This is a genomic window from Flavobacterium channae, from assembly GCF_021172165.1.
Classification (GTDB): domain Bacteria; phylum Bacteroidota; class Bacteroidia; order Flavobacteriales; family Flavobacteriaceae; genus Flavobacterium; species Flavobacterium channae.
Genome location: NZ_CP089096.1, coordinates 2,217,626 through 2,242,051 on the forward strand (window position 1 = coordinate 2,217,626; position 24,426 = coordinate 2,242,051).

20 protein-coding genes are annotated in these 24,426 nt (G+C 31.3%); 10 read left to right on the plus strand and 10 right to left on the minus strand.

Going from position 1 to position 24,426, the window contains the following annotated elements; translation table 11 throughout:
• The first annotated feature begins 94 nt into the window (after nt 1-94).
• Nucleotides 95-2,878, plus strand: a complete 2,784-nt coding sequence (locus LOS89_RS10305) for an outer membrane beta-barrel protein (RefSeq protein ID WP_231835169.1) — start codon at nt 95-97, stop codon at nt 2,876-2,878.
• A gap of 73 nt (nt 2,879-2,951) precedes the next feature.
• Here LOS89_RS10305 and LOS89_RS10310 read toward each other — a convergent pair whose 3' ends face one another.
• Genes LOS89_RS10310 through LOS89_RS10330 form a run of 5 tightly spaced genes read right to left on the minus strand, consistent with a single transcriptional unit; the run spans nt 2,952 to nt 6,099 of the window.
• Nucleotides 2,952-3,716, minus strand: coding sequence for a TPM domain-containing protein (locus LOS89_RS10310; protein ID WP_231835170.1), 765 nt, complete (start codon nt 3,714-3,716; stop codon nt 2,952-2,954).
• 1 nt (nt 3,717) lies between these two features.
• The gene (locus LOS89_RS10315) at nt 3,718-4,155 is read right to left on the minus strand and encodes a TPM domain-containing protein (RefSeq protein WP_231835171.1); all 438 of its coding nucleotides are present in this window, start codon (nt 4,153-4,155) and stop codon (nt 3,718-3,720) included.
• Nucleotides 4,155-4,757 (minus strand): LemA family protein, encoded by a 603-nt coding sequence (locus LOS89_RS10320; protein WP_231837066.1) that lies wholly within the window; start codon nt 4,755-4,757, stop codon nt 4,155-4,157. Before LOS89_RS10320 ends, LOS89_RS10315 begins: the two co-directional genes overlap by 1 nt.
• A gap of 32 nt (nt 4,758-4,789) precedes the next feature.
• Nucleotides 4,790-5,122, minus strand: coding sequence for a MerR family transcriptional regulator (locus tag LOS89_RS10325; protein ID WP_073580604.1), 333 nt, complete (start codon nt 5,120-5,122; stop codon nt 4,790-4,792).
• Complete coding sequence (locus LOS89_RS10330; RefSeq protein WP_231835172.1) at nt 5,122-6,099, minus strand: M23 family metallopeptidase; 978 nt, start codon at nt 6,097-6,099, stop codon at nt 5,122-5,124. Before LOS89_RS10330 ends, LOS89_RS10325 begins: the two co-directional genes overlap by 1 nt.
• Before the next feature lie 176 nt (nt 6,100-6,275).
• Here LOS89_RS10330 and alaS point away from each other — a divergent pair, with 176 nt between their 5' ends.
• Together alaS and LOS89_RS10340 are read left to right on the plus strand one after the other, a co-directional pair.
• Nucleotides 6,276-8,912, plus strand: a complete 2,637-nt coding sequence (alaS, locus tag LOS89_RS10335; protein ID WP_231835173.1) for an alanine--tRNA ligase — start codon at nt 6,276-6,278, stop codon at nt 8,910-8,912.
• A gap of 89 nt (nt 8,913-9,001) precedes the next feature.
• Nucleotides 9,002-9,733, plus strand: a complete 732-nt coding sequence (locus LOS89_RS10340) for a hypothetical protein (protein WP_231835174.1) — start codon at nt 9,002-9,004, stop codon at nt 9,731-9,733.
• 43 nt (nt 9,734-9,776) lie between these two features.
• On the opposite strand, the gene LOS89_RS10345 is transcribed toward LOS89_RS10340, so the two are convergent.
• Nucleotides 9,777-11,522 carry an ABC transporter ATP-binding protein gene (locus tag LOS89_RS10345; protein WP_231835175.1) on the minus strand — a complete coding sequence of 582 codons (1,746 nt, stop codon included), beginning with the start codon at nt 11,520-11,522 and terminating at the stop codon, nt 9,777-9,779.
• A 112-nt stretch (nt 11,523-11,634) separates the two neighbouring features.
• Here LOS89_RS10345 and LOS89_RS10350 point away from each other — a divergent pair, with 112 nt between their 5' ends.
• From LOS89_RS10350 to LOS89_RS10375, 6 genes are all read left to right on the plus strand, one after another.
• Nucleotides 11,635-12,597, plus strand: coding sequence for a GSCFA domain-containing protein (locus LOS89_RS10350; RefSeq protein ID WP_231835176.1), 963 nt, complete (start codon nt 11,635-11,637; stop codon nt 12,595-12,597).
• Between the two features lie 39 nt (nt 12,598-12,636).
• On the plus strand, nt 12,637-13,155 hold the full coding sequence (locus tag LOS89_RS10355; protein WP_231835177.1) for a YbjN domain-containing protein: 519 nt from the start codon (nt 12,637-12,639) through the stop codon (nt 13,153-13,155).
• An 8-nt stretch (nt 13,156-13,163) separates the two neighbouring features.
• Nucleotides 13,164-13,535, plus strand: coding sequence for a hypothetical protein (locus LOS89_RS10360; RefSeq protein ID WP_231835178.1), 372 nt, complete (start codon nt 13,164-13,166; stop codon nt 13,533-13,535).
• Between the two features lie 17 nt (nt 13,536-13,552).
• Nucleotides 13,553-15,367 carry an outer membrane protein assembly factor BamB family protein gene (locus LOS89_RS10365; protein ID WP_231835179.1) on the plus strand — a complete coding sequence of 605 codons (1,815 nt, stop codon included), beginning with the start codon at nt 13,553-13,555 and terminating at the stop codon, nt 15,365-15,367.
• A 322-nt stretch (nt 15,368-15,689) separates the two neighbouring features.
• A complete protein-coding gene (locus tag LOS89_RS10370) occupies nt 15,690-17,465 on the plus strand; it encodes a tetratricopeptide repeat-containing sensor histidine kinase (RefSeq protein ID WP_231835180.1) in 1,776 nt (591 codons plus the stop codon).
• Nucleotides 17,466-17,475: 10 nt separating this feature from the next.
• Nucleotides 17,476-18,132 (plus strand): response regulator transcription factor, encoded by a 657-nt coding sequence (locus tag LOS89_RS10375; protein WP_231835181.1) that lies wholly within the window; start codon nt 17,476-17,478, stop codon nt 18,130-18,132.
• Between the two features lie 189 nt (nt 18,133-18,321).
• Here LOS89_RS10375 and LOS89_RS10380 read toward each other — a convergent pair whose 3' ends face one another.
• Nucleotides 18,322-20,244: an ABC-F family ATP-binding cassette domain-containing protein gene (locus LOS89_RS10380; RefSeq protein ID WP_231835182.1), complete on the minus strand. Its 1,923-nt coding sequence runs from the start codon at nt 20,242-20,244 to the stop codon at nt 18,322-18,324.
• An 83-nt stretch (nt 20,245-20,327) separates the two neighbouring features.
• On the opposite strand from LOS89_RS10380, the gene LOS89_RS10385 reads away from it, so the two are divergent.
• A complete protein-coding gene (locus tag LOS89_RS10385) occupies nt 20,328-20,741 on the plus strand; it encodes a DUF983 domain-containing protein (RefSeq protein WP_231835183.1) in 414 nt (137 codons plus the stop codon).
• A gap of 14 nt (nt 20,742-20,755) precedes the next feature.
• On the opposite strand, the gene LOS89_RS10390 is transcribed toward LOS89_RS10385, so the two are convergent.
• The 3 genes from LOS89_RS10390 to porM all read right to left on the minus strand — a co-directional run bounded on the left by LOS89_RS10390 (nt 20,756) and on the right by porM (nt 24,385).
• Nucleotides 20,756-21,811, minus strand: coding sequence for an NAD(P)/FAD-dependent oxidoreductase (locus tag LOS89_RS10390; RefSeq protein WP_231835184.1), 1,056 nt, complete (start codon nt 21,809-21,811; stop codon nt 20,756-20,758).
• A gap of 65 nt (nt 21,812-21,876) precedes the next feature.
• Nucleotides 21,877-22,803 carry a type IX secretion system ring subunit PorN/GldN gene (porN, locus tag LOS89_RS10395; protein ID WP_231835185.1) on the minus strand — a complete coding sequence of 309 codons (927 nt, stop codon included), beginning with the start codon at nt 22,801-22,803 and terminating at the stop codon, nt 21,877-21,879.
• 49 nt (nt 22,804-22,852) lie between these two features.
• Nucleotides 22,853-24,385: a type IX secretion system motor protein PorM/GldM gene (gene porM / locus LOS89_RS10400; protein ID WP_231835186.1), complete on the minus strand. Its 1,533-nt coding sequence runs from the start codon at nt 24,383-24,385 to the stop codon at nt 22,853-22,855.
• Between the last annotated feature and the right edge of the window lie 41 nt (nt 24,386-24,426).

Below are 24,426 nucleotides of genomic sequence, written 5' to 3' on the forward strand. Positions count from 1 at the left end.
TAATGTTAATATTTTCGTAAGAAAATTTTTATTTACACAATAAATATTTTATTTCGCTGTTAATTAGATTTGAATCCAAAAACCAACTTTCTTCATGTTCAAGAAAATAGTATTCTTAGTTTTATTTGTATTATCAGCAAGTAGTTTTAGTCAGAACACCATTTCATTAAAAGGAAAAATTATTGACAAAAACACATCAATTCCACTAGAATCGGCAACTATTTACATAAAATCGGCAAAAGATTCTACTTTAATTGATTACACCATTTCTGATAAAAATGGAAATTTTGCTTTCAAAACCAAAAAAATCGAAAGCGCAGTTCATTTTAAAATTTCGTACATAGGCTACATTGAATATTCTGAACAAATAGAAAATTTAAAAAGCGATAAAGATTTCGGATCAATTAGACTAGAAGAAAATGTTAGTTCATTAAAAGAAGTCGTTATTCAATCAGAAGCACCACCAGTTACCATAAAAAATGATACTTTAGAGTTTAACGCTGCTTCATTTAAAGTTAGACCAGATGCTAACGTTGAAGCACTTTTAAAACAATTGCCTGGTGTTGAAATAGATGAAGAAGGTAAAATTACAGTTAACGGAAAAGAAGTAAATAACATTTTAGTTAACGGTAAACCATTCTTTGGAAAAGATGGAAAAATTGCAACACAAAATTTACCTGCAGACATTATTAGTAAAGTTCAGGTAACCGATACCAAAACAAAAGAAGAAGAATTGTCTGGGCAAAATGCAACTTCAGATGAAAAAACCATCAACTTAACCATTCAGGAAGACAAGAATAAAGGTGCATTTGGCAAAGCAAATGTTGGTTACGGAACCGATGAAAGGTATGAATCGAGTTTGCTTTTTAATTATTTCAAAGACACCCAAAAAATCAGTATTTTAGGTTCGTCGAACAACATCAACTCAATCGGATTTTCAATGGATGAAATTTTCGACAATATGGGTGGTGGTAGAAATCAATCTATCTGGATAAATGACAATGGAAGTTTCGGAATTAATGGAATGCAATTTGGTGGTAATACAGGAATAACACAATCGAATATGATTGGGATTAATTTTGCTGATGAATGGGCAAAAAAGAAAATCAATCCAAATGGAAGTTATTATTATTCAAACGCAGAAACGAATAACAATAGTAGAACAAACCGAATTAATTTACTTCCAACAGGAAATACAAATACTTTAGCGGAATCAACTACAAAATCGATAACAGACGGACATAATATTTCGATGGATTTTGAAATAAAACTAGATTCAACAGCAACTATATATATGAGTCCGAGTTTTTCGAAAAGTGAAATTAAAAATAGAAATAAAGGTTTTGATGCTACATTTGATGAAGCTGGAGCCACATTAAATGAAAACACAACAGATAATAGTTGGGAAAGTCAAAACAATACGTTTCGTAACAACATTTACTTCTATAAAGGTTTAAAGAAAAAAGGCAGAGGGATTAGTGCTTCATTAAATAACGAAAATAGTAAAAACGAATCGGATTTGTTTACCAAAACAACAACCACATTCTTTCAATCAGGTAATACTGATGATGATCGAGATCAGTTCCGAGTTGACGATTCTAAAAACGATAGCTTTAGAGCTGAAATAGGATATAATGAACCTTTACGAGATTCTTTGGCTTTAAATTTCAAAGCAGTTTATAGTTATAAAAAATCTAGAGATACGAGAGAAACTTTTGACTTTGACAGCGGATTGGATTCTTATTCAAACTTTAACGATTTACTTTCAAACGATATCATTTCCACTACTTCATCTGTAACTCCAATGGTTGGCGTTAGTATTCGTAAGAAAAAAATTAGAGGAAACATTTCGATGGGAACAGAAATCATCAATTTCAACAACCAAGCCGATTATTTGTCTAACAAAACAGCTGTAAACAAAAACTACATGTATCCAAAAATGAACGGATATGTAAGTATAACATTAGGCAAATCTAAATCGATTTATAGCTATTATTCATACGAAGTAAATTTACCAACGGCTAATCAAATTTTACCTTTCCAAAATTTAGGAAATCCGTTAAACACTTTTATTGGAAATGCCGACTTAAAACCAAACGAAAATTATTCGATTTACATGAATTTCAACAATTATGATTATGCAACTCGAAGTGGTTTTTATGGTTATGCAGGTGGAGATTATAATGTAAATCAAATTGTAGCTTCAACAACTTATGATGCCGATTTTAAAGCAACTACAACGTATCAAAATGTAGACATGGCTTATAATGGTTTCGTAGGATTTAATTTCAATAAATCATTAAAAAAGGAAAAAAGAACATTTAAATATGGTTTTGGAGTTCAAGTAGGTTACGATTATAATCAAGGTTTAACTAATGCTGAATTATTTGAATCTAAAGGATTGAATATTAATCCAAGAGTTAATTTAACTTGGTCTATAGACGAAATGATAACAATTAATCCTTCGTATCGTTACACTTATATTACGAATGATTTTACCAACTACGTAATTGACAATACTAAAAATTTCAAACACAGTGCTAAGTTGGAAATCACAAGTTATTGGCCTAAAAAAGTAGTAATTGGAAGTGATTTCGGTTATAATTACAACTCTAACATTGCTGATGGTTTCCAAAAAGATTTCTATTTGTGGAACTTAAGTTTAGGATACAATTTCTTCCAAGACAAATTATTAGCAAAAGTAAAAGTATATGACGTATTAAATCAGAACGTAAGCGCAACAAGAACCATTACACCTACTGCCATTACCGATATGGAAAATACCGTTTTAAAACAATATGCTATGTTTTCTTTGACCTATAAATTAGAAAAATTTGGAGGCAAGAAAAAAGAAGGCGGCATAATGTTCATGGATTAAAAAATAAAAAACTCGTTAGATTGCTAACGAGTTTTTTATTTATCTATTTTTTACTTCGACTTTCTATTTTGGTTTACCAACTTCCGCCAGCTCCTCCACCAGAGAAACCACCACCGCCAAAGCCTCCACCAAATCCACCAGAAGAACCTCCACCAAAACTCCCGCCTCCAAAACCGCCTCCACCGCGACCCATTCGGCTTAAAATAATGATATCCCCTAAATCTAAACCGCTACCTCCTCTGTAATTTCCGCCTCCACCTTTACTCCCTTTTGAAATAATAAGAATTAGTATAATAACAAAAATAACGATTAAGACAAATGGAAAATTATTCTTAGATTCTTTGCGAGTACCTTTGTATTTTCCTTTTAAAACTTCGAAAATTGCATCAGCACCTTTATCTAATCCTTGGTAATAACTACCGGCTTTAAATTCAGGAATAATAACGTTTCTTATCAATTCTCCGTTGATTCCTGCAGTCAACCTATCTTCTACTCCATATCCTGGAGCAATCCAAATTTTTCTATCGTTTTTAGCAACTAAAATTAGAATTCCGTTGTCTTCTTTTTCTTGACCAATCCCCCATTCATGTGCCCATCTTGGCGTTAGAATTCCAATATCCTCACCTTTTAAATCTTCAATAGAAATCACCACAATTTGGGTGGTTGTCGAATCAGAATAACGAATCAACTTATTTTCTAATGCTTTCTCTTCTTGCGGATTTAAAACATCGGCATAATCGTAAACGCTCGTTTGAAAAGGCGGAACTTTCGGAATTGTGAACTGGGCATTAGCGTAAATTCCAGAAAGGAAAAATACTAGTATAATTAGTTTTCTCATTTTATCCTTTCGAAATTTCGTTAGACAATTCATTTGTGTCATCAGACTGATAAGGAAAATATTTCTTCAATCGTTCTCCAGCTCTTAAAATGCCTTCGACCAATCCTTTTTTGAATTTCTTTTCCTTAAAATTAGCAATCACAACATCTTTTGTACAATCCCAAAAATCAGATTCCACAACATTATTAATACCTTCATCGCCAATTATAGCAAACTTTTTATCGGCAACACCTACATAAAAAAGAACTCCATTTCTGTCTTGCGTTTCATTCATGTGCAATTCAAAAAAAACCTCCTGAGCTCTTTCAAGAGGTGATTTTTCTGTATGTTCTTCTAGATGCACTCTGATTTCTCCCGAAGTGTTTTTCTCGGCTTCAATAATCGCCTGAACAATTTCTTGTTCATCAGCTTTTGATAAGAAATCTTCTGTTTTAGACATTATTTTTTCTCGTTGTTAAAATCAAATTCTACATCAACTGGTTTTTCAGCGCCAGCAACAGCTTTAAACAATGCTTTCTCTTTGTATTCAGATAATATAAAACTTCTTGGCATTTTTAAGATATAGTTATTATATTTTTCAACCGCCTCATTAAAACGAGTTCTTGCTGTTAAAATCTGATTTTCAGTACTTGTTAACTCATTTTGTAACATTCTGAAATTTTCATTTGCTTTTAATTCTGGATATTTTTCAACTGTTACTAATAATCTCGATAAAGCTGAAGAAACACCGCTTTGAGCTTGATTAAATTGCTCAAATTGTTCTGGAGTAATGTTTGTTGGATCAACAGTTATTGAAGTTGCTTTAGCTCTTGCAGAAATTACCGCTTCTAAAGTAGATTTTTCAAAATCCGCTGCTCCTTTAACTGTTTTAACTAGGTTGCCAATTAGGTCATTTCTTCTTTGGTACGAAGTTTCTACATTTCCCCATTCTTTTTTTACAGCCTGGTCAACAGTAACTGCTCCATTTTTAACACTTACATACCAAAATACTAGGATTAATAACAATCCACCACCGATTAAATAAGGCAAAAATTTTCTCATCATTTTGTTTAATTTTTAAAGTTTATTGTTGTTTATAGTTGATTTTTAATTGTGTTCAATTGTGCTTTAATGGCTTCTAATTTGCTTATGATTTCAAATTTATCAAGCGTTTTTTTCTGACCTTCTTTCAAATGTGTTTTTGCACCTTCTAATGTAAAGCCGCGTTCTTTTACCAAGTGATAAATCAATTGTAAATTCTTTACATCTTCTGGTGTAAACATTCGATTTCCTTTTGCGTTTTTCTTTGGTTTCAGAATATCAAATTCTTTGTCCCAAAAACGTATTAAAGAAGCGTTTACATTAAATGCTTTGGCAATTTCGCCAATGCTATAATATCGTTTATTTGGTGCTAATTCTAAATGCATTAGTCTAATGATTGGTTTTCTTGGTTCGCTAATTTAGAAATTTCAATATATTCTTTAGCCGAAATACTTCCATAATAAAAGTTCAACGGATTTACTCGTTCGCCATTTTTAAATACTTCATAATGCAAATGTGGTGCCTGGCTTCTACCCGTACTTCCTACATAGCCAATAATATCACCTCTTTTCACACGTTGACCAGGTCTACAATTGTATTTACTCAAATGCGCGTACAATGTTTTATATCCAAATCCATGATTCACTTCAATATGATTTCCATAACCTGATAACGATGCATCTGCTTTATAAACAACGCCATCACCAGTAGCATAAATTGGCGTTCCTGTTCTTGCTGTAAAATCCATTCCGTAATGAAACTTTCTAATTTTTGTAAATGGATCACTTCGATATCCATATCCCGAAGCCATTTGTTTTAAATCTTCGTTTTTGACAGGTTGAATTGCCGGAATTGCCGCTAATAATTTTTCTTTTTGCTTTGCTAAAGCCACAATTTCATCTAACGATTTTGATTGAATAACCAATTCTTTAGTTAAAACATCTACTCGTTTTGTTGTATTTTCTATAAGTTCAGAATTGTTATACCCTTGCAAATCTTTGTATCGATTTACACCTCCAAAACCTGCTTTTCTTTCTTCTTCAGAAATTGGAGAGGTATTAAAGTAAATTCGATAAATATTGTTATCTCTATTTTCAATAGCAGCTAAAACTTCATTCATTAAGTCAATCTTCTTATTCAAAACTTTATAGTTTAAAGCTAACGCTTCAATTTCACGGGCTTGAATTTTATCTTTTGGAGTTTCAAAATAACTTGTATTGATAAGCAACAAGAAAATTAAGAATCCAAATAGTGCCGAAGACAATAAAAACAGAACAACATAACCAAATTTCTTCCTTTTTCTCGTCTGAATTCGTTTATACGCTAAATTTTCTGAATCGTAATAATATTTTACCTTCGACATAAATGAAAATATACTATTTTTGTGCCAAATTTATTGGTTGACATAGGTTATACGAACAAATTTAAGAAATGTTTCATTTTAAAGCTATTTTATTTTTAGTTGGAATATTTTTTAAAATCATCGGTTTATTTTCCTCAAACCATTAAACAGTAAAAATCAGAACTAAATTATTGATAATGAAATCGCAAGACATTCGTAAAGCATACCTTAACTTTTTTGAATCCAAAGGACATTTAATTGTTCCTTCTGCGCCAATCGTTTTAAAAGACGACCCAACCTTAATGTTCAACAACTCGGGAATGGCACAATTCAAAGAATTTTTCTTAGGCAATGGAACTCCAAAAAGCCCAAGAATAGCCGACACGCAAAAATGTCTTCGTGTTTCAGGAAAACATAATGATTTAGAAGATGTAGGTTTTGATACTTACCATCACACGATGTTCGAAATGCTAGGAAACTGGTCTTTTGGCGATTATTTCAAAAAAGAAGCATTGGCTTGGGCTTGGGAATTTCTTACCGAAGTTTTAAAGTTAGACAAAGACCGTTTGTATGTTTCTGTTTTTGAAGGAAATCCTGCTGAGAATGTTCCGTTTGACCAAGAAGCATTTGATATTTGGAAACAATATGTTTCTGAAGACCGAATCATCTTAGGAAATAAAAAAGATAACTTCTGGGAAATGGGAGATCAAGGTCCGTGTGGTCCTTGTTCGGAAATTCATATCGATTTAAGAACCGATGCAGAACGTGCTGCTGTTTCAGGAAGAGATTTAGTTAATGCTGATCATCCGCAAGTAGTAGAAATTTGGAACAACGTATTCATGGAATTCAATCGTAAAGCTGATGGTTCTTTAGAAAAATTACCAGCACAACACGTTGATACTGGAATGGGATTTGAGCGTTTGTGTATGGCAATGCAAAACGTAACTTCAAATTATGATACAGATGTTTTCACGCCGCTTATCGCAAAAGTTGAGGAAATTACGGGATTAAAATATACTTCAAACGAAGTTAAAAATATATCAGAAGAACAAAACAAAACGAATATTGCAATTCGTGTAATTGTAGATCACGTTCGTGCGGTAGCATTTGCTATTGCTGATGGACAATTGCCATCAAACACAGGTGCTGGTTACGTAATTCGAAGAATTTTACGTCGTGCTATTCGTTACGGATTTACATTCTTAGGAACAAAAGAACCATTCATCAACAAGTTAGTTGAAGTGTTAGCGAATCAAATGGGTGAATTTTTCCCTGAGATTAAATCGCAACAACAATTGGTCACCAATGTAATCCGTGAAGAAGAAGCTTCTTTCTTACGAACTTTAGAGCATGGATTACAATTATTAGATAAAGTAGTTGCTGAAACAGCTGGAAAAGAAGTTTCGGGAGAAAAAGTATTCGAATTGTATGATACTTTTGGTTTCCCGAAAGACTTAACGGCTTTAATTTTAAAAGAAAAAGGTTATTCGTTCAATGAAACTGAGTTTGAATCAGAATTACAAAAACAAAAAGCACGTTCTCGTGCCGCTTCAGAAGTAACTACTGACGACTGGAAAGTTTTAATTGAAGGAAACGTAGAAACATTTGTTGGTTATGACCAAACGGAAAACAATGTTAAAATCACAAGAATCCGTAAAGTTGATTCTAAAAAAGATGGGGTTTTATACCAGATTGTTTTAGACGCTACACCATTCTATCCAGAAGGTGGTGGACAAGTTGGTGATAAAGGAACTTTAGTTTCGGCTAATGAAACCATCGAAATTATCGACACTAAAAAAGAAAACAACTTAATATTACATTTTGCAAAACAACTTCCTGAGAATTTGGAAGCTGGATTTGTAGCAAAAGTAAATACTGATTTAAGAACTTCGACTTCTAAAAATCACTCGGCTACGCATTTGATGCATTTGGCTTTAAGAACAATTTTAGGAACACATGTTGAACAAAAAGGTTCGTTAGTAAATCCAAATTATTTGCGTTTCGACTTTTCACACTTCTCTAAAGTAACGGATGAAGAATTACGTCAAGTAGAAGCAAGCGTAAATGCACAAATTGAAGCACAATTACAATTAGTAGAACATAGAAATATCCCAATCAAAGAAGCATTAGACAAAGGTGCAATGGCGTTGTTTGGTGAAAAATATGGCGATAATGTTCGTATGATTGAATTTGGAGATAGTAAAGAATTATGTGGAGGAATTCACGTGAAAAATAGTGCTGACATTTGGCATTTCAAAATTGTTTCAGAAGGAGCTGTAGCTTCGGGCATTCGTCGTATTGAAGCAATTACTGGTGATGCGGTGAAAGATTTTTATAAAAATCAAGAAGATACATTAGCTGAAATCAAAGAAGTATTAAAAAACCCTCAAGATACAATGAAAGCTGTTGTTGCTTTACAAGACGACAATGCTAAATTGAAAAAACAAATTGAGCAATTATTAAAAGAAAAAGCAAAAAACCTTAAAGGTGAATTAGCCACTCAAATACAAGAAATAAACGGAGTTAAATTCTTAGCAACTCAGGTAGATTTAAACCCTGAAGGAGCAAAAGATTTGGCTTATGAATTAGGAAACAACGAAACTAATTTATTCTTAGTTTTAGCTACTGCTGAAGAAGGAAAACCAATGTTAACTTGTTATGTTTCTAAAGAATTAGTAGCTAGTAAAAACCTAAACGCGGGACAAGTGGTTCGTGAACTAGGAAAATACATCCAAGGAGGTGGTGGTGGTCAACCTTTCTTTGCAACTGCTGGTGGTAAAAACGTTGACGGAATCAAAGAAGCACTTGAAAAAGCTGTTGAGTTTTTGAAATAGTAATAAAATTATATAATAAAAAACCTACTCAACTCATAAGTTTTATAGGTTTTTTTTTATATTAGCAACATAATTATCAAATTAAAAAAATGAAAAAACTACTTTATCTTTTTAGTGCAGTTGCACTTACTTTAACGTCTTGTTCAAACGATGAAGATTCAAACAACTCTTCAAGTTCGGTTTTATTAACTAAAATCATTGAAACCTTTGAAGACAACAGCACATTAACAACAGAATTCCAATATTCAGGAACTAAATTGGTTCGAATGACAGATGATGACGGACGTTTTGAATTTACTTACACAAACGATTTAATAACTCAAGTCAAGTACTACGAATCAAATACATTATTACAAACCGAAACTTATCAGTATGATGGAAACGGGAAAGTAACTACCTACATTTTAATTGACAATATTGACACTGACTGGGGTAACAAAGAAACATATACTTATAATGCAAACGGATCTGTATCTGTAAATTATTATTCTGGCGATGCATTCTCTCAGACTAATTTAGACAGAACTGCAACAATTACTTTTTCAAATGGTGAAGTAAACCAAATTTCATTTTCAGATGGTAAAACAATAACATATTCATATGACGATAAAAACAACCCATTTAAAAATGTAACTGGATTTGATAAAATAAATTTTTGTAATCAAGAAGGTACTGGTGTATTACGTAATATTATTCAAGAAGATGACTCAACTGATTTTGAAGATATTTCTACAACATATACTTATAATAGTAATGATTATCCCGTTACATCAACTGAAACTGGATTTGAAGTAACTACTGCTCAATATTTTTATAATTAATTAGAATAAAAAAATCCCGATAATTACTTATCGGGATTTTTTTTTATTTTCTCTCACCTATTTGTTGGCGCCACATAGCATAATACAATCCTTTTTCGGCCACTAAGTCATCATGTTTACCTTCCTCGATGATTTTACCTTGCTCTAAAACAAAAATTCTATCGGCATGCATAACCGTAGACAATCGATGAGCAATTAAAACCGTAATTCTACTATGATCTGAAATTGCTCGAATCGTTTCATTAATTTCTTCTTCCGTTATAGAATCTAAAGCCGAAGTTGCCTCATCAAAAATTAATAAATTAGGATTTCGTAGAATAGCTCTTGCGATCGACAAACGTTGTTTTTCTCCTCCTGAAACTTTTATTCCTCCTTCACCAATTGTAGAATTCAAACCATCATCGGCACGATCTAAAAGCTTTTGACAACTCGCTTTTTTCATTACATCATACAATTCTTCATCAGTTGCATTTGGCTTTACAAACAACAAGTTTTCTCTAATAGTTCCTGAGAACAACTGAGCATCTTGCGTTACAAATCCCAATTGCTTTCTTAAATCTAACAAGTCAATTTCTTTAGAATCGGTGTTATTATACAAAACCTGTCCTTCTTGTGGTGGATATAATCCAACTAATAGTTTTACCAAAGTTGTTTTTCCTGAACCTGATGGACCAACAAAAGCAACGGTTTCCCCTTTTTTGATATTGAAGTTGATATTCTCAACAGCTTTTTGTCCGGCTGTTTTATGTTGGAAAGAAACATTTGAGAAATGCAAATGTGTAATTGCTCCAATATTCTTAGGATTACTAGGACGAAATTCTTTTGGAGCATTTAACAAGGCTTTAAAGTTCTCCATTGAAACTTTTGTTTCATTTAGCGTAATGATAAAATTACCCAATTCTTGAAGTGGTCCAAAAATAAAGAAGGTAAAGAAAACCATAGTTAGCAAATCGCCAACCAAAATTTTCTCTCCGAATAAGAAATAATACAAGGTAAAAACAACACAGGTTCTTAAAAAGTGAACAGTTGTTCCTTGAATAAAACTCAAACTTCGAATAAATCTTATTTTTTGCAATTCAAGTTGTAAAATTTTAAGCGTATTTAGATTTAAACGTTTTTCTTCTTGTTGGGTTAATCCTAAACTTTTTACCAACTCGATGTTACGTAAACTTTCTGTTGTAGAACCTGCCAAAGAATTGGTTTGCGTTACAATTTTCCGAGAAACAACTTTAATTTTCTTTCCTAAATACGAACTTACTAAAGCAATAATTGGAGCAGTAACTAAAAATATCAAAGATATTCTTGAGTCAATTTTAGCCACGTAAACAATTACAAAAACAAATCCGATTATAGTTTGAAAAATTAATGAAATAGAAAGAGTAATTAACTTTTCAGAATCGGAACGAACCTTTGTTAACTTACTTAATGTTTCACCACTTCGTTGGTCTTCAAATTCCTCAAACGGCAAGTCTAATGATTTCTTGATACCATCTGTGTACATTTCGGCACCCGTTCTTTGAATAACAATATTGGTAAAATAATCTTGGAAATTTTTGGTGATTCGAGAAATCATAGCGGCACCAAGTGACAATCCCAACCAAAAAGAAACGGCTTTAATAAAACCCATTTCGTTTCCTTTGTATTTTGCCAAGCCAACACCACAATCTTGCATTAATTTACCAGTGATAATTGAATCGGACAAACTAAAACAAATATTAATTGTAGCCATTACCAAAGCAAAAAACAATAAAAGTTTGTGCTTAATAATGTAAGAATATAGTAATTTCATAAAGTGCAATTTTTGAAATGCAAAAATAGTGATAATAACAATTGAAAAAGTAGCCGCAATTCATTAAATGGTTTTGGAATAAAAATCAGTATTTTTGAATAAAATATCTTGTATGCAATTCAGAACACAAATACCGATTTCTAAAAGTGAAAATCCAATTAACTATACTTCAAAAATAGTGTTGTTAGGTTCTTGTTTTGCTGAAAACATAGGAGATAAGTTTCAATACTTTAAATTTCAAACCATTGTTAATCCTTTTGGAATTATATTCAATGCGGTTTCATTAGAAAAACTAATTCGCAGAAGTGTCACAAAAAGTTATTTTACTGAAGAAGATGTTTTTTTTCATAACAATTTGTGGCATTGTTTTGAAGTACATTCTGAATTATCACATCCTGATAAAGAAGTGTTTTTAAAATCGCTAAATCATTTAATCTATTCAACTCATCAACAATTAAAGGATGCAACTCATATAATTATTACACTAGGAACATCTTGGGTGTATCGACTTCGACAAGCTCAGTCTGACAGAAACGGAATAGTTGCCAATTGCCATAAAGTACCACAAAAAGAATTCACAAAAGAATTACTTACTACAGAACAGACCGAGGAAAGCTTGAAAAATTGCATTTCATTAATACATGCTATTAATCCGAATTGTAATTTTACATTCACGGTTTCGCCTGTTCGTCATATAAAAGATGGTTTTACAGAAAACACATTGAGTAAAGCACATTTAATTTCGGCTGTTCATAAAATTATCAAAAACAATCAATTGGTTAATTATTTCCCAGCCTACGAAATTATGATGGACGAATTGCGCGATTATCGTTTTTATGCAGAAGATATGCTGCATCCGAATCAAACTGCAATCGATTATATTTGGATTCAATTCTTTGAAAATTATGTTTCTGAATCAGTGTTTGGGTTGATGAATGAAATTTGTTCTATTCAAAAAGGATTGCAACATCGTCCGTTTAATCCGAATACAGAAAGTCATCAGAAATTCTTAAATCAACTCGATTTAAAAATCAAAGCCATTAAAAATCAATATCCTTTTATAAAATTTTGTTAAAATACGTCAATTGTCGTATTTCAGAAGTTTTCGTTTTTTATGAATTTTGATTTATCAATAATTATAAAAAATCACTCTTATGAAAACTTTAAAATTATCCTCGTTTTTTATCTATTTGTTTTATTCTTTTCTGTTCAATTCGCAACAGCTCAAAAATTAGTTAATGCATCGGAAGTTACACCATCTTTATTAAAAGAAACTTGCGACAATGCTTATATAGAAGTATTAGAGGTTAAGGACACTTATATAAAAATTAAAAACACCTATAGTGTTTATCTTGATATTGACGCCAACAAAAGATTCGTAACCTTTAGTAGCGTTTATAATCTTGTAGATGGTACTTCAAAAAAAGATGCTTTAGAATTAGTAAACAAATTAAATGCTGAAGTAGCGTTAATTAAAGTTTACTATTCAGAAAGTACAAACACCATTACTTATTTCTATTATTTTTGGACGGAAGGCGGATTTACACAAAAATCCTTAATTAGTTCTTTACGCCTTTATAAAACAGCATTGGATTTATCTTTAGATAAAGATACAGGTAAACTTATTAAATAAAAATATTTATGAAAATAAGAATCGCCTTTGTATTGCTTGTGATTAATCTTTTTTACAGCGAATCAATATGGTCTCAAAGACCTGTTCTTACAGACGAAGAAACTGTTTCAGAAATGGTTATATCCGAAATGCACGAAGTATTTCAATCTCCTGATTTTATTAAAAAGAAAAACAAGAAATTTTCTGAAGTAACAGGCGACATGACTATTGACATTACTGTAATTCAGAGCGGAAAAGTTGCTACTTTTTTCAAAGTAGATAGCACAATCAAAGACATCGATTTTATCAACTTTATGTCGGAATACATTCTTACTCACAAATTCAAATTCAAATTAGAGAAGAAAAAAAGATACAAAATTAGATACAACATTACATTTTAACACTAAAAACTAAACTCATGAAAAAATCAATTATTATGTATTCTCTCCTTGTAGCAATAGTAGGAACTACTCCTGCAACTGCTCAATTTGGGAAGTTATTAGACAAAGTAAAAGGAAGTGGAGGTTCAAAAAAATCAGGAAGTCTTACTACGGTTTGGGAATCAGAATTTGGAAACAAAGCCACTCGATTAGCTGTAAACAACAATGATGGCTCTTATATTTTAGGAACTGATGACAACTCTGCTTCAGTATTAAATGGTGAAGGAAAGCTAATTTGGAATGGCGATTACAAAAATATTACCACCAACAAAACGAATAAATGTGAATTTCAATTCGTTATTTGGAAAGATAATGGAGGTTATTTGTTCTTGTTTGACGAAAGAAAAATGGGAACTGACCGAGTTGCTGTAATTGATATTGCTTCAGGAAAAGAATTATGGAATTCAGAACAATACCAAAATTTACTTCCAAAAGGAACAAAATCGGAAGACGGTGCTGACCAAGGGGAATTAGAAACTGTAAAATACATTTACGAATTGGATGCGTTTTTAATTTCTCAAAAAGCTTCTGTAATTTTAGTAAAAGCCAATACGGGAGAAAAAATTTGGGAAACCAATCGTTTCAAAGGTGGTGTTGGAAAATACATTTACGATGCTAAAAAGAATGAAATCATCATGGTGAACTTTAAACCAACGGCTTTAGGAGCTTTGTTTGCAGGTTTCAAAAATCAGATGGTGAAATTAAACGCGAATAATGGTGAAATCATTTGGGAAAACACTTTCATGGGAACGGTAGAAAAAGAATTAGTTACCAGAAGAGCCATCTTAGATTTATGGATTAAAGGTGATAAAGTTTACATGTATTTGGATGGATTACAAGTTTTCAATATCAATACAGGACAAAAACTTTGGGAATCGATCTATGAAAACGACATGGATGGTGGCAACGGAGGCATGTTCTCTAACACAACGCAAAAAAAATATTACAGAACAATTGCTGATCCATTATTTACAAACAATGCGGTTTACATTGTAATGTTAGGTGGAAGGGACCGAGCTAAATACGTTCAAAAACATGATTTAGAAAGTGGTAAAATCATGTGGACTTCTGAAAAAATTACAGGTGCTTTTTCTATGCCAAATATCTACAGATCGGGGGATAAAGTAATTGTTCAAGTTGGAGGAAAAGTACAAGTTCAAGAGTACAGAAAAGAACAACAACCAAATATTTATGGAGGAACTTACACTTCACTTGTTCCTTACATTTACTGGGATTATAAAGCGCAAAAAAATAGCTTAATAGCAATTGATGACAAAACAGGAACTACTTCATGGCGTTCTGAAAGATTTGACAAACGTATTACAGATTTCATTATTCATGAAAATAAAAATGTTTTTGTTGGAGATGGCGATCAATTCTATTGCTATGACATTGCTTCGGGAAAACAAATTTTTGATGTAAAACATAACGATGCTGGTGTTGGAAAAGCAAAAGACGTAATTGATTTTGGAGAAACTGTGGTAGTTTTATCTGAAAAAGGATTAGCATCATACAACAAAAAAGATGGTTCAAGAGCTTATGCAACTGAGAAAATTAAAGGAGTAGATTATTTCTATGATGTTAACGGAAACTACTTCTTACGCGACCAAAGAAACAGCAAAAACATTCTTCATGCAATTGATATGACAAATGGCGACACCAAAGGTTCTGTTCAATCGAAAGGAAAAGGTGGAAGTCCAAAATACGGTGACGGTTTAGACATTACCGAAGATGGAGAATTCATTTTTGCTTTCAAAGGCAAAAAAGTTGAGAAGATAAAAGTGAATAATTAATTTGTTTTTTTTATAGTTTGATTACCGAAAGCGGATTGTCATTTGGCAATTCGCTTTTTTTAAATACGTCAAATGCCGTATAGGAAATAGTGCAGTTTTAAACGAATTTTACTTAGCAAATAAAAGCTGAGTTATGTCTAAATTATTTCTTTCCATCGAATCAATGAGTCAAAAGAAAGAGTTACATGTAATTCTTTTAAGTTTATTCGTTTTACTTTGTTTACTATTGAATGTATACAATCTCATTTATGTATTGCATTAATTTAAACGTATTTTAAATTTGATTTTATACATTTATGGTACCAATGATTCCAATTTTAAAATGAAGAATACTATAACATACCTGTTTGCAATATTTATTTCACAGCTATTTACTTTTAGCTGGAGTCAAACCTATACCACAAAACAAATAGATTCGGTTTTGAATATGCCATACGATGACATTGTTGCGAATACTTCCAAGTCATTACAACTGTTCAATAAAATTTTATCCGATGCTAAAAAACAAAACTACAAATTAGGTATTGCCAACAGTTATGATAAAATGGCACTTTGTTATTTTTATCAAAATAAGTATGATTTACAATCCAAATATATTTTCATGGCAATTGATTATTTTAATCAATTAAAGCAATACGACAAAGTTGCCTCGCTTTATGGAAGTTATGGTTATCATTTAAAAAAACGCAACTTAGATTCTGGGATTTTGTACATGCAAAAAGGCTTGAAAATTGGTGAAAAACACAATGCAGAATACGAACTTAGAGCTATTTATGACAATTATGGTGTTTTAAAAGAAATGAAAAAAGAGTACGATAGTGCTTTTTTGTTCTACAATAAATCGCTGACTTTAAAAGAAAAAGCGAATGATAAAATTGGAATTCCGTATAGTTTGAATAAAATTGGAATGCTTCAATTGACTTTAAAACAATTTGCTAAAGCGAAACAAAATTTAGACAAAGCCTATCAAATTCGATTAGAGATTGATGATAAAATTGGAATTGCAGAAAACCTCAATTTCTATGGTTACTACTATTTTGAAACCAAAGACCATCAAAAATCAATTGAATATTTCAACAAAGCTCTCGATTATAGTAAAACTTACAATTACAATTATTTAACCCAAGACAATTATCAAAAATTATCTGAGTTGTACGAATTAAATTCCGATTATAAAACAGCATTGGATAATTTTAAAAACTATACTATTTATAAAGACAGCATTTCTAATATCAATCTTAGGATAAAACAAGCAGAACTTGATACCGAGTTTGACACAGTACGAAAAGAAAAGGAAATTTTAACTCAAAAAGCAGATTTAGCCGTTAAAAATACTTATATTGTAATCATTGTTTCACTCTTAATTTTATCAATAATTGTTGGGTATTTTATGCTAAAAAATCAAAAAATTAAAACCCTTCAATTGCAAAAAGAAAACGAATTAAAAGACGCATTACTTAAAATTGAAACTCAAAATCGTTTACAAGAACAAAGGCTACAAATTTCTAGAGATTTACATGATAATATTGGGGCACAATTAACCTTTATCATTTCATCTTTAGATTCTTTAAAATATGGATTTGCTGGCGAAAACCCTAAATTAGAAGATAAATTAAACCGAATTAGTTCATTCACCAAAGAAACCATTTACGAGTTACGCGATACAATTTGGGCAATGAATAAAGAAGAAATTACTATTGAAGATTTAAAAACAAGAATTTCAAATTTTATCGATAATGCCCAACTTTCTTTAAACGGAATTGAATTCAATTTTAACTTTGACACTAAATCTTTCAAATCGTTTTCTTCGCGAGATGGAATGAATATTTATCGTTTAATTCAGGAAGCAGTAAATAACGCTATAAAACATGCTAATGCAAGTCAAATAAATGTTAGCTTTAAGGAAGTTGAAAGAAAGATTAAAATCATCATTCAAGATAATGGAAAAGGTTTTAGTACTGAAACAACTGAAATTGGAAATGGATTAAACTCTATGAAAAAAAGAGCCAAAGAATTAAATGGAGATTTCACTATTGAAACTAATAAACAAGGAACAAGTATCTATTTAAGTTTGCATAATTTAAACAACATAAATTAGCCTCATTTCAATGCAAAAAAACATCAAAACAGTTATCGTTGACGACAATACATTCCTAATCAAAGCCATTCAGGAAAAACTATCATTTTTTGACGATATTCAAATAAAATTCACGGCTCTTGACGGATCTGATTTAATTACTAAAATAAGTTCAAATCATAATGTTGATGTTATTTTGATGGATATCGAAATGCCTGTTTTAAACGGAATTGAAGCCACCGAAATCATAAAAAATAAATATCCTCACATCAAAGTTATCATGCTAACCGTTTTTGATAATGATGAAAATATTTTTAATGCCATAAAAGCTGGAGCTGATGGCTATTTACTTAAAGAAGTGGATCCAAAAACTCTTTACGAGGGAATTGTTGATACTTTAAATGGTGGTGCTGCAATGAATCCTTCGATTGCTTTAAAAACATTAAAGCTTCTTAGAAATCCTATCGATTTGAACAATAAAAAAGAAGAAGAAATCATCAAACTTTCTGCTCGAGAGATTGATGTTTTGGAACAACTTAGCAAAGGATTAAACTACATAAACATTGCTGAGAATTTGTTTTTATCTCCTTCAACAGTAAGAAAACACATTGAAAATATTTATACAAAACTTCAAGTTCACAACAAATTAGAAGCGGTTCAAAAAGCCAAGAAAAACAATCTTATTTAAAAAAATACGGCTTATGTCGTATTGATTTGAGCACAAAACTTTATCACTTTTACAGTGTTATTATTTTGATGCAATGAAGACGGATATTTTTACATTTTTAAGAAAAAACAAAATGACCATGATAATTATAATCATAGTCATTCTATTCTTGTTTTTAAATTGTTATAATATTCTGTATTGCAGCTAAAATTAACTGTTCAGCATTTCAATTTCTAATTGAACTGTTTCCCAATCTTCTAATAATTGTTCTAGTTCTTTTTTCTTCTTTTCATAAGCTGCAAAAAACGTAGCATCTTCAATATGTTTATCATAATTCGCAGCTAAAGCTTTATCATCTGCTTGAATAGCTTTTTCTAATTGCTGAATTTGGCTTTCAATTTTACTTAACTTATTTTGAAGCGCTTTCGCCTTCTTTTGATCTTCGTATGAGATACTTTTTACAGCTTTCGCATTTTGAGATTGAGCATTCACTACAACATCTTTCTTTTCAATTTCACGCATATTCATAGCGTTTTTCTGTTCTAAGAAGAAATTGATATCACCTAAATATTCTCTGATTTTTTGGTCTTTGAATTCATATACAATATTTGACATTCCTTGCAAGAAATCACGATCGTGAGAAACAAGCAACAATGTTCCTTCAAATTGCTGTAAAGCGGCTTTTAAAACGTTTTTAGACTTAATATCCAAGTGATTCGTTGGTTCATCCATAACCAAAACATTAATTGGCTGTAAAAGCAATTTACATAGTGCTAAACGATTTCGTTCTCCTCCCGAAAGCACTTTTACTTTTTTCTCTACATCATCACCACGGAATAAAAAAGCCCCTAACATATCGCGCACTTTTGAACGATTGGTATCAGTTGCCGCTTCTAGCATTGTATCTAATAATGTTTTTTCACCATCTAAATACTCCGCTTGATTTTGAGCAAAATATCCCAATTGCACATTGTGGCCTAACTTAATCGAACCTTGAAACTCAAATTCATTCACAATGGCTTTCATAAAAGTCGATTTTCCTTGACCATTTTGTCCTACGAATGCGACTTTACTACCTCTTTCAACTAATAAAGAAATGTCTTTTAAAATAACCTTATCTCCATAAGCCTTTGTAACATGTTCTGCCTCTACAACTACTCTACCTGGAGTTTGAGAAACCGGAAACGAAATATTCATTACCGAATTATCATCTTCGTCTACTTCAATACGCTCAACTTTATCTAATTTTTTAATTAGCGATTGCGCCATCGAAGCTTTTGATGCTTTAGCTCTGAATTTCTCGATTAACTTTTCTGTTTCTTCAATTTTCTTAGCCTGATTTTTCTGAGTAGCCAATTGTTTTTCACGAATTTCCTGACGTAAAACTAAGTATTCAGAATACGGTTTACTGAAATCGTAAGCTTTCCCTAATGAAATTTCGATAGTTCTATTGGTAACATTATCCAAAAACATTTTATCGTGTGAAACAATTACAACAACTCCTGGAAAATTACGTAAAAACCCTTCTAACCAAATAATACTTTCAATATCCAAGTGGTTAGTAGGCTCATCCAGAAGTAAAATATCATTCGATTGTAATAATAATTTGGCTAATTCAATACGCATTCTCCAACCTCCAGAAAAAGTATCTGTTTGATTATCGAAATCTTCTCTTTTAAATCCTAATCCCAAAAGAATTTTTTCGGTATCTCCTACATAATTATATCCACCAAGCACTTCATAATGATGTGTAACATCACTTAATTCTTCAATTAAGTCTGAATATTCTTGACTTTCATAATCGGTTCTTGTTACTAATTGATGATTGATTTCATCGATACGGAATTCGGCTTTTTTAATTTCTTCAAAAGCCATATAAGCTTCTTCTAAAACAGTTCTTCCCTTCACAAAATCAATATCTTGACGAAGAAACCCTATTTTTACTTCTTTTTCAGTTGCAATAGTTCCGCTATCTGGTTTAAAATCTCCCGCAAGCATTTTCAACATAGTTGATTTTCCCGCACCATTTTTTCCTACAAGACCTACTCTATCTCCAGAACCTAAACGAAAAGTTACTTCTTCAAAAAGATAAGTTCCTCCAAAAGAAACCGATAAATTATGTATGTTTAGCATTTACTAAGTTTATACGTTTATATGTAATAATTGTTACACTCAGAATACTTACTTGTTGTACCTTTGTGTAAAATATTTTGCAAATGTTAAAAAAAGGATCCAAATTAAATAGTATTTTAACAGGAAGTTGTCCAACTTGCCAAGAAGAAAGCATGTATTTAGACAAAAATCCGTATAATGTTACAAATGTTTATAAAATGCACGAAAATTGCAGCCATTGTGGAACAAAATACAAAATGGAGCCATCGTTTTTTTATGGTGCCATGTATGTAAGTTATGCACTAGGAATTGCTTTTGGAGTTGCTGCATTTGTTATCACATATTTTTTTATTGGTGAACAAAGTTTGATTACCAATTTCATAATTATTATTGCAACACTTGTAGTTTTCATGCCCGTTATCATGAGATTATCTCGCAACATATGGATCAACATGTTTATAAGCTATGATAAAGATTGGGAAAAACATAAAGATGAGAAAAAACCAACTTTACGATAACAAAAAAGCCGAAATTAATTATTTCGGCTTTTTTTATAACATCTAACAATATCTATTTCTTTTTCTAATGTTTTACCATTTACAATATGTTCGAATAATTGTTTAGCTAAATAAGGTCCTAACATAACTCCTCTTGTTCCTAAACCATTTAAAACATGCAATTGTAGATAATCAGGATGTGTTCCTACAAGAGGTCTTCTATCTTTAACCGTAGGACGAACACCTCCAAAATGCTGTACAATTTCAAAATCACAAGAAATAATTTCTTTTAATTTTTCAACTAATTCTTCTCTACCTTCATCTGTTGGTGTGTTTGTTTTGTCTTGCCAATTATACGTGGCTCCAACCTTGTATAAATCGTTACCAATAGGAAGAATAAAAACACTTGATTTAATTACAACATCTAAATCTAAATCTTTAGCTTTAATGATAAGCAATTCACCTTTTGTACCATCTAAAGGTAAGTCATTAAAATAAGGATTAGAATGCAAACCGAAGCCTTCAGAAAAAATGATATGTTTTGCTTTAATATCTTTATAAACAATATATTCATCGAAAAACTGAATTTCACTATAATCAAATCGTTCTTTTTTTAATAAATCAATTCCTTTAAGATAATTTAAATAGGAAAAAATCAAGCTATTTATATCAAGATAACCTGTTTCATTTACTAAACCATATTGAAATGGAGAATCAATTGATGAATACTTTTTAGTAATTAACGTACTATTTAAAAAAGGAGACAAATTAGGTTTATCAGCAGCTTGAAACCAATTGTTTTGTTCCTCTATAGATGCCAATTTTCTCAAAATTGGAATCTTAAAATCGAAAACAACATTTAATTTATCTTGAATTTGATGATAAAGTGGAAATGCAAATTCCAATTGCTCTTTAGCTTTCCAAACTTCACTAAAACGCTTTAAAACAACAGGATTATATAAACCTCCAGCAATACGAGAAGATGGTTGAGAATTATCATCAAAAACAACAATACTTTTATTAGCATTCAAAGCTATTTCTGCAAAAGAAATACCAGCAAGACCACTACCAACAATAATAAAATCTATCATGGTGTAAAATTAAAAAACTCTTACCAAATGGTAAGAGTTTTTTAAATGAAATTGGAGAAATACTATTAATAATTCCACATATCTTGTTCAAAGTCACGAATCTTTTCTTTTACGCGATCAGATTCTAATAATTGCATTTGAGCGTTTTCTTTCATATAGTCAGCAATTTTACGGTCACCGTAAACATTCTCTTCTAAATAAATCATACCACTAAAACGACGAGCGTTTAACATATGATCAAAAGAAAATGGCATTGCAGAGTTTCTATTATTGAAAGCTTTTGCTTCATGAAGAATATCTCTAGTTGATGGGAAATAAACCCAAAATAATTCAACTGGTTCAGATGCTTCAGGAGCAGTACCGTTTTTCTTATCGAAAACGTCTGGCATAACAGGGCAAATTCCTAATAATCTATATTTTAATTCACCTTGTCTTTTATCAAAATACCAGTAACCTACAATTTTGTAAGCAATAACATCGTAAGCTTCAATTTCAGTTTTTCTGATATATTCAGCGTCAATTTTTTTAGTACCTTTTCTGTAAGCCTCTAAATCTTCATTCATTTGCTCAAGACCAACATCTGTAGTATCAACAGTGAACAAAGAAGATTCAATATCTTTTAAAGTCTTTTTAGTAGTAAAATAACTTGAATCATAAACTTCAGTTATCTTACCTTCTTTAATACCATTAACTAAAACATTGTAAAGAGGTCTTCTGTCTGGAGATGACATTACATCACCTTCAACTGGGAAATATAAAGGGAAATTAACTCTTTCATCTAAATCGATGAATTCCCAAATACGCTTACCCATTAAGATATCTCTATCATGTACATAACCATATGGTAGAGGTTTATCATTATCAGCACTTAATTCAGCCTCAGTTTTTTTCCCGATTTGATCAGGTGTCTTAGCATTTAATAAATTTGACTGAGCAAAAGTAGAAGTACTTAAACTTAATACTAAAATTGCAATACTATTTCTCCAATTCATTTTATTCATTTTTTATTTGGTCTATATTATAAACTCAAATTAATTTAAATTATTGTATTTCGTAAGTACAGATAGATACTTTTTTAGCCATCTGATCAATTCCAGAGAAACTAGCTTTGATTTCAGAAATAACAACTACATCTCCTTTTTGTGCTTTCGAAATTGCTGCTCTAGCTCTAGCGTCCATTTTGTTACCATTAACTACGATTGTAGGTTGACCTGGAACTTTAACGTTGAATTGAGTTACATTAACAGTTACTGGGAAATCGAAATCTTCCATTACAGCTGTTACTGAACAAACTTCTAAGTTAGATTTAGGACCTTTGTTTTTCTCAGAACCACCAACTTTTCCTGTTGGAGCAGGTAAACCTTTAATTCTGAAAACTTGAGAACTAGTCATTGCTTTACCATCAGGCATTGTAGCATTAACATTAATTTTAACTTCGCTACCAGCTTGTGGTTTTAACATAAATTTACCGTCACCAACTTTAGACATTCCTGGAGCACTAGCATTTACTTTGTTAGAAGCAATACCAGGTACAGAAATAGAAATTGGGTTAGGAACTCCACGGTAAACAACGTTCATCTTATCAGCAGAGATAATAGCTTGGTTTGGTCTAGGAACAACTACATATTTACCTTCGAATTTCAATGGAATTTCTTTACCATCTTCCATGAAACCAAATTCTCCAGAAATATTTTGCTCTCCAATTCCTCCAGCTGTCATCGAAATAACTGCTTGTCCGTTTTCAATTTTACCAGGACCTTTGAATGATGTTGGTACTGTATTAGCATCATAACGACCTAAAACAACTTTACCTGTTACTTGCTCTCCAGCAAAATATGCGTTTTTATCCAAAACTACAATTGCTTGGAAGTTTTTCATAGAAGCAGCAGTTTGCAAAGCATTTCCTAAAAATAAATTGTAAGCACCTGCCTCTGTATTTTTAACATCATTTTGCATAGCTGTTAATAAAGTAAGAGTTGAAACAGCAGGAAAACCTTTAGTTTTATAATCTAAGAATTTTTGCTTAACTCCTTCTCTGTTAGTAATATCAGCTGTTGAAAATTTCTTTTCAATTTCTTTGATAAAAGGAATGTATTTTACATCATTTCCTAATACCTTTTTAATATCAGCTACATATTTATCAATTTTAGAAACAATTTCTGTTCCTCTTGGGCTATACCCATCACCTTGAAACCATTTTTCGTCAATTGTTGACTTATCCATTGCTTCGAATGGTAATTTTCCTGTTTTCTCATCTGGTTCAATACCTTCAACAACTTCAGCTTTAACAGTTTCTAAAAAGGCTGAAAAATCTTTAGAAATCTTAGCAACTTCTTTAGCTTTTCTTGCAGGCTCTGCATATTTTGCAGGCTCATCTGCCGCTTTAGTATCTAAAGCACTTAATAATGTTGCATTAGCTTGCTCAGTTAATACATTCGATTCTGTAAACTTGTCATTGAAGTTACCAAAAGCAGTTAATACTTCTTTTGACATGTTTAATGCTAACATCGCGATGAAAACCAAGTACATTAGGTTAATCATCTTCTGTCTAGGGGTTAATTTTCCTCCTGCCATTTTTCCTTAAATTAGTTTTAATTAATAAATTATTTAATGAT